This is a genomic window from Streptococcus mitis (assembly GCF_009496205.1).
In the GTDB taxonomy this organism is placed as follows: Bacteria; Bacillota; Bacilli; order Lactobacillales; family Streptococcaceae; genus Streptococcus; species Streptococcus mitis_BN.
Genome location: NZ_WIJO01000082.1, coordinates 1 through 5,312, shown reverse-complemented (window position 1 = coordinate 5,312; position 5,312 = coordinate 1). Strand labels below are relative to the sequence as shown.

Here is a 5,312-nt window from a genome sequence, read left to right as displayed (position 1 = left end):
TTATAGACTATATCGATTACTACAACAACAAACGAATTAAGGTAAAACTAAAAGGACTTAGCCCTGTACAATACAGAACTAAATCCTTCGGATAAATTAATTGTCTAACTTTTTGGGGTCAGTACAGAACTGCTAGGAGGTTTTTATATTAAAAATCTGCAAGCCTTTTCAAAATATGCTATACTGATGAAAAAGGAGGATTTCTATGAGTCAAGAATTTATCAATCCAAGTGATGGTGTGATTCGTCAGTATCTAGCAACGAGTAAAACCCTTGCTGTGGTGGGCTTGTCAGACCGTGAAGAAACAACTAGCAATCGAGTGACCAAGGAAATGCAGGCTCGGGGTTATAAAATCATCCCAGTCAATCCCAAGGCGGTAGGTGGCGAAATCTTGGGTGAAAAGGCCTATGCCAGCCTAGCTGAGATTCCTTTTCCTGTAGATATTGTTAATGTTTACCGGCGCAGTGAGTTTTTGCCAGATGTGGCGCGTGATTTTCTCAAAGCTGATGCCAAGATTTTTTGGGCACAGCTAGGACTTGAAAGTCTAGAAGCGGAAGAAATCTTGCGTGCTGGTGGATGTGATGATATCGTGATGAATCGCTGCATCAAGAGAGAACACACACGCTTGATTGAGGAAGCATAAGAAAAAGGTAGCTGGTGGGCTACCTTTTGTGTTATACTCAATGAAAATCAAAGAGCAAACTAGGAAACTAGCCGCAGGTTGCTCAAAACACAGTTTTGAGGTTGTAGATAAGACTGACGAAGTCAGTCACATATATACGGTAAGGCGACGTTGACGTGGTTTAAAGAGATTTTCGAAGAGTATTAGAAAATACCGATAAAGGTCTGCATCCCAAGACTGGTGAGGATGATGGCTATCCAGCAGATAGCTCCGAGAATAATGGATTTTCCGCTAGATTTGATCATGGCTACCAGATTTGTTTTGAGACCGATAGCACTCATGGCCATGATAATGAGGAATTTGGAGAGTTGTTTGAGTGGGGTAAAGAAACTACTGGACACACCAAGAGAGGTCAGAAGGGTGGTTAGGAGCGATGCAAGGATGAAGTAGAGGATAAAAAGTGGGAAGACTTTTTTCAGTTGTAAGCCTTGCTTATTTTTTTGCTCGCGACTTTGCCAGTAGGAGAGAAAGAGAGTGATGGGGATGATAGCCAGAGTACGTGTGAGTTTGACAATGGTTGCGGATTCGAGGGTATTAGTCTGGTAGAGACTGTCCCAGGCGCTGGCTGTGGCGGTTACAGAGGAAGTATCATTGACTGCAGTTCCTGCAAAGAGGGCGAAGCCGTCATTGGATAGATGAAGCCAGGTGCCGAGGGTTGGAAAGATGAGCGCAGCCAAGACATTGAAGAAAAAGATAACGGAAATGGCTTGGGCTACTTCCTTTTCCTTGGCGTGAATAACAGGCGCTGTTGCTGCAATGGCAGAGCCCCCACAGATAGAAGAACCCACTCCAATCAAGGTAGCCAGTTTTGTGTCCAGTGCAAAGAAACGCTGGAAGAGGAAGGCAACAATCAAGGCTATTGAAATGGTGGACAGGATAACAGGGAGTGAAGATTGTCCGACTGCGAAGACTTGCGAGATATTGAGACCAAAACCAAGCAAGATAACAGCATACTGGAGCAATTTTTTAGAACTAAAGGTCAATCCAGCATCCAGTTGTTTATAGGGCGAGAGAAAGGGATGGAGAAGCATGCCTATGAAAATTGCAAAGACAGGCGCGCCAATAACAGGGAAGAATCCTCCTAAGTACCAAGATACGATTGAAATCAGAAGACAGGCCAATATACCTGCTCCATTTTTTGATAGAAATGACATAAAAACCTCCAAATAGAATCTGTTACCATTATAGACCTGTAAACAGGAAAAGTAAAATAGAAAGTGGAAAGCTATTCTCTAATGTATTTTTGCGGTCGGGGGGCTTTTGTAGTATAATAGAGATACGTTTTGAAAGTAGGAGGTATCTATGGACTTAACTAAGCGCTTTAATAAACAGTTAGATAAGATTCAAGTTTCGTTGATTCGTCAATTTGACCAGGCTATTTCGGAGATTCCTGGGGTCTTGCGTTTGACCTTGGGGGAGCCTGATTTTACAACGCCAGATCATATCAAGGAGGCGGCCAAGCGAGCGATTGATCAGAACCAATCCTACTATACAGGGATGAGTGGTCTGCTGACTCTACGTAAGGCGGCCAGTGACTTTGTTAAGGAAAAGTACCAACTGGACTATGATCCTGAAAATGAAATCTTGGTTACAATTGGGGCGACAGAGGCTTTATCTGCTACTTTGACGGCTATTTTGGAAGAGGGAGACAAGGTACTTTTGCCAGCTCCTGCCTATCCAGGTTATGAACCGATTGTCAATCTAGTTGGGGCAGAGATTGTCGAGATTGACACAACTGAAAATGGTTTTGTCTTGACTCCTGAAATGTTGGAGAAGGCCATTTTGGAGCAGGGTGACAAGCTCAAGGCGGTTATTCTCAACTATCCAGCCAATCCGACAGGAATTACCTACAGTCGGGAACAATTGGAGGCCTTGGCAGCTGTTTTACGCAAGTATGAGATTTTTGTTGTCTGTGATGAGGTTTACTCAGAATTGACCTACACAGGCGAAGCCCATGTGTCTCTGGGAACCATGTTGAGAGATCAGGCTATTATTATCAATGGTCTATCTAAATCGCATGCCATGACAGGTTGGCGTTTGGGTCTGATTTTTGCTCCTGCAGCCTTTACAGCTCAGTTGATTAAGAGTCACCAGTACTTGGTTACTGCCGCAAATACTATGGCTCAACATGCTGCGGTGGAGGCCTTGACGGCTGGTAAAAATGATGCGGAGCCTATGAAAAAGGAATACATCCAGCGTCGGGACTATATTATCGAGAAAATGACTGCTCTTGGTTTTGAGATTATTAAACCAGACGGTGCCTTCTATATCTTTGCTAAGATTCCAGCGGGCTACAATCAAGACTCCTTTGCCTTTCTAAAGGATTTTGCTCAGAAGAAGGCCGTTGCCTTTATCCCTGGTGCTGCCTTTGGGCGTTACGGAGAAGGCTATGTGCGTCTGTCTTATGCAGCGAGTATGGAGACTATCAAAGAAGCCATGAAACGACTTGAGGAGTATATGAGAGAAGCATGATTCAGTCTATCACGAGTCAAGGCTTGGTGCTCTACAATCGTAACTTTCGTGAGGATGACAAGCTAGTCAAGATTTTTACAGAACAGGCTGGCAAGCGGATGTTTTTCGTCAAACACGCTGGTCAGTCTAAGCTGGCCCCTGTTATTCAGCCCTTGGTGCTGGCACGATTTCTCTTGCGAATCAATGATGATGGGCTTAGTTACATTGAGGACTATCATGAGGTGATGACTTTTCCCAAGATTAATAGCGATCTCTTTGTCATGGCCTATGCGACCTACGTGGCAGCTCTTGCCGATGCTAGTTTGCAGGACAATCAGCAGGATGCTCCCTTGTTTGCTTTTTTGCAAAAGACTTTGGAATTGATGGAAGCGGGCTTGGATTATCAGGTTTTGACCAATATTTTTGAAATTCAAATCTTGACTCGATTTGGAATCAGCCTCAATTTTAATGAGTGTGTCTTTTGTCATCGGGTTGGTCAGGCTTTTGACTTTTCTTTCAAATATGGAGCCTGCCTTTGTCCAGAGCATTATCATGAGGATGAGAGACGTTGCCATCTAAATCCCAATATACCTTATCTGCTTAATCAATTTCAAGCCATTGATTTTGAGACCTTGGAGACCATTTCGCTTAAGCCTGAAATCAAGCAAGACTTGCGAAAGTTTATGGATCAACTCTACGAAGAGTACGTTGGGATTCACCTAAAATCAAAGAAATTTATTGATTCCCTAGCAGACTGGGGTCAATTACTAAAAGAGGAAAACAAATGAAAAAAATCGCAGTAGATGCCATGGGGGGAGATTATGCACCTCAGGCCATCGTTGAGGGTGTCAATCAAGCCCTGGCTGACTTTTCAGATATTGAGGTTCAACTCTACGGAGATGAAAGCAAAATCAAGCAATATCTGACAGCGACAGAGCGTGTTAGCATTATCCATACAGATGAAAAGATTGATTCAGACGATGAACCTACTAGAGCTATTCGGAAGAAGAAAAATGCCAGTATGGTATTGGCAGCCAAGGCTGTCAAAGAGGGTGAAGCAGACGCTGTTCTTTCGGCTGGGAATACAGGTGCTTTACTAGCAGCAGGATTTTTCATCGTGGGTCGTATCAAGAACATTGACCGACCAGGCCTTATGTCGACCTTGCCGACTGTAGATGGAAAAGGTTTTGACATGCTAGACCTCGGTGCCAATGCGGAGAATACAGCCCAGCACCTCCATCAATATGCGGTTCTAGGTTCCTTCTATGCCAAAAATGTCCGTGGAATTGCGCAACCACGCGTTGGCTTGCTCAATAACGGAACAGAGAATAGTAAGGGCGACCCGCTTCGTAAGGAAACCTATGAATTACTGGCGGCTGATGAAAGTTTAAACTTTATCGGAAACGTGGAAGCGCGTGATTTGATGAATGGCGTTGCAGATGTTGTTGTGGCAGATGGTTTCACGGGAAACGCTGTGCTCAAATCCATTGAAGGGACAGCCATGGGAATCATGGGCTTGCTCAAGACAGCTATTACAGGTGGTGGTCTTCGAGCGAAACTAGGCGCACTCCTTCTCAAGGATAGCCTCAGAGGTTTGAAAAAACAGCTCAACTACTCAGATGTTGGTGGAGCGGTCTTGTTTGGTGTTAAGGCACCGGTTGTTAAGACTCATGGCTCAAGTGATGCCAAGGCTGTTTATAGTACAATCCGCCAGATTCGTACCATGCTAGAAACAGACGTAGTTGCCCAGACTGCGCGTGAATTTTCAGGAGAATAAAAGAGATGACAGAAAAAGAAATTTTTGACCGTATTGTGACTATTATCCAAGAGCGACAGGGAGAGGACTTTGTCGTGACAGAATCCTTGAGTCTGAAAGACGATTTGGATGCTGATTCAGTCGACTTGATGGAGTTTATCTTGACACTGGAAGATGAATTTAGCATCGAAATCAGTGATGAGGAAATTGACCAACTCCAAAGTGTAGGAGATGTGGTCGAAGTCGTCAAAAGTAAAGAATAGTAAGAAGCAACATGCAAGTCGTGTTGCTTTTTTATTGGGCTCTTTGTCAACTGTAGTGGGTTGAAGAAAAGCTAAGCTCGAGAAAGGACAAAATTTGCCCTTTCTTTTTTGATGTTCAGAGCAATAAAAATCCTTTTTTTGAAGTTTTCAAAGTTTCGAA

Annotated in this window: 7 protein-coding genes; 6 read left to right on the top strand and 1 reads right to left on the bottom strand. The window is 43.8% G+C overall.

The annotated features are described in order from the left end of the window. Both GEZ85_RS09675 and GEZ85_RS09670 read left to right on the top strand, forming a co-directional pair. On the top strand, positions 1-95 hold a 95-nt coding region (locus GEZ85_RS09675; RefSeq protein WP_142247600.1), incomplete at its 5' end, for an IS3 family transposase. A gap of 110 nt (positions 96-205) precedes the next feature. After that, positions 206-643: a CoA-binding protein gene (locus tag GEZ85_RS09670; protein WP_153210161.1), complete on the top strand. Its 438-nt coding sequence runs from the start codon at positions 206-208 to the stop codon at positions 641-643. Positions 644-825: 182 nt separating this feature from the next. Here GEZ85_RS09670 and GEZ85_RS09665 read toward each other — a convergent pair whose 3' ends face one another. Continuing rightward, a complete protein-coding gene (locus GEZ85_RS09665) occupies positions 826-1,836 on the bottom strand; it encodes a YeiH family protein (RefSeq protein WP_153210160.1) in 1,011 nt (336 codons plus the stop codon). Between the two features lie 148 nt (positions 1,837-1,984). Here GEZ85_RS09665 and GEZ85_RS09660 point away from each other — a divergent pair, with 148 nt between their 5' ends. From GEZ85_RS09660 to GEZ85_RS09645, 4 genes are read left to right on the top strand one after another with little or no spacing between them, the layout of a single operon-like run. Continuing rightward, positions 1,985-3,154 (top strand): pyridoxal phosphate-dependent aminotransferase, encoded by a 1,170-nt coding sequence (locus GEZ85_RS09660; protein ID WP_004257696.1) that lies wholly within the window; start codon positions 1,985-1,987, stop codon positions 3,152-3,154. Then, positions 3,151-3,921 (top strand): DNA repair protein RecO, encoded by a 771-nt coding sequence (gene recO / locus GEZ85_RS09655; protein WP_153210159.1) that lies wholly within the window; start codon positions 3,151-3,153, stop codon positions 3,919-3,921. Before GEZ85_RS09660 ends, recO begins: the two co-directional genes overlap by 4 nt. Continuing rightward, a complete protein-coding gene (gene plsX, locus GEZ85_RS09650) occupies positions 3,918-4,910 on the top strand; it encodes a phosphate acyltransferase PlsX (RefSeq protein WP_049499075.1) in 993 nt (330 codons plus the stop codon). Before recO ends, plsX begins: the two co-directional genes overlap by 4 nt. A gap of 5 nt (positions 4,911-4,915) precedes the next feature. Beyond that, positions 4,916-5,152 (top strand): acyl carrier protein, encoded by a 237-nt coding sequence (locus GEZ85_RS09645; RefSeq protein WP_020902253.1) that lies wholly within the window; start codon positions 4,916-4,918, stop codon positions 5,150-5,152. The last annotated feature ends 160 nt before the right edge of the window (positions 5,153-5,312 follow it).

What these genes read in the sequence shown, in the direction of transcription:
- GEZ85_RS09670 (WP_153210161.1), top strand. Translation starts at nt 206, where the DNA reads ATGAGTCAAGAATTTATCAATCCAAGTGATGGTGTGATTCGTCAGTAT.
- GEZ85_RS09660 (WP_004257696.1), top strand. Translation starts at nt 1,985, where the DNA reads ATGGACTTAACTAAGCGCTTTAATAAACAGTTAGATAAGATTCAAGTT.
- plsX (WP_049499075.1), top strand. Translation starts at nt 3,918, where the DNA reads ATGAAAAAAATCGCAGTAGATGCCATGGGGGGAGATTATGCACCTCAG.
- GEZ85_RS09665 (WP_153210160.1), bottom strand. Translation starts at nt 1,836, where the DNA reads ATGTCATTTCTATCAAAAAATGGAGCAGGTATATTGGCCTGTCTTCTG.
- recO (WP_153210159.1), top strand. Translation starts at nt 3,151, where the DNA reads ATGATTCAGTCTATCACGAGTCAAGGCTTGGTGCTCTACAATCGTAAC.
- GEZ85_RS09645 (WP_020902253.1), top strand. Translation starts at nt 4,916, where the DNA reads ATGACAGAAAAAGAAATTTTTGACCGTATTGTGACTATTATCCAAGAG.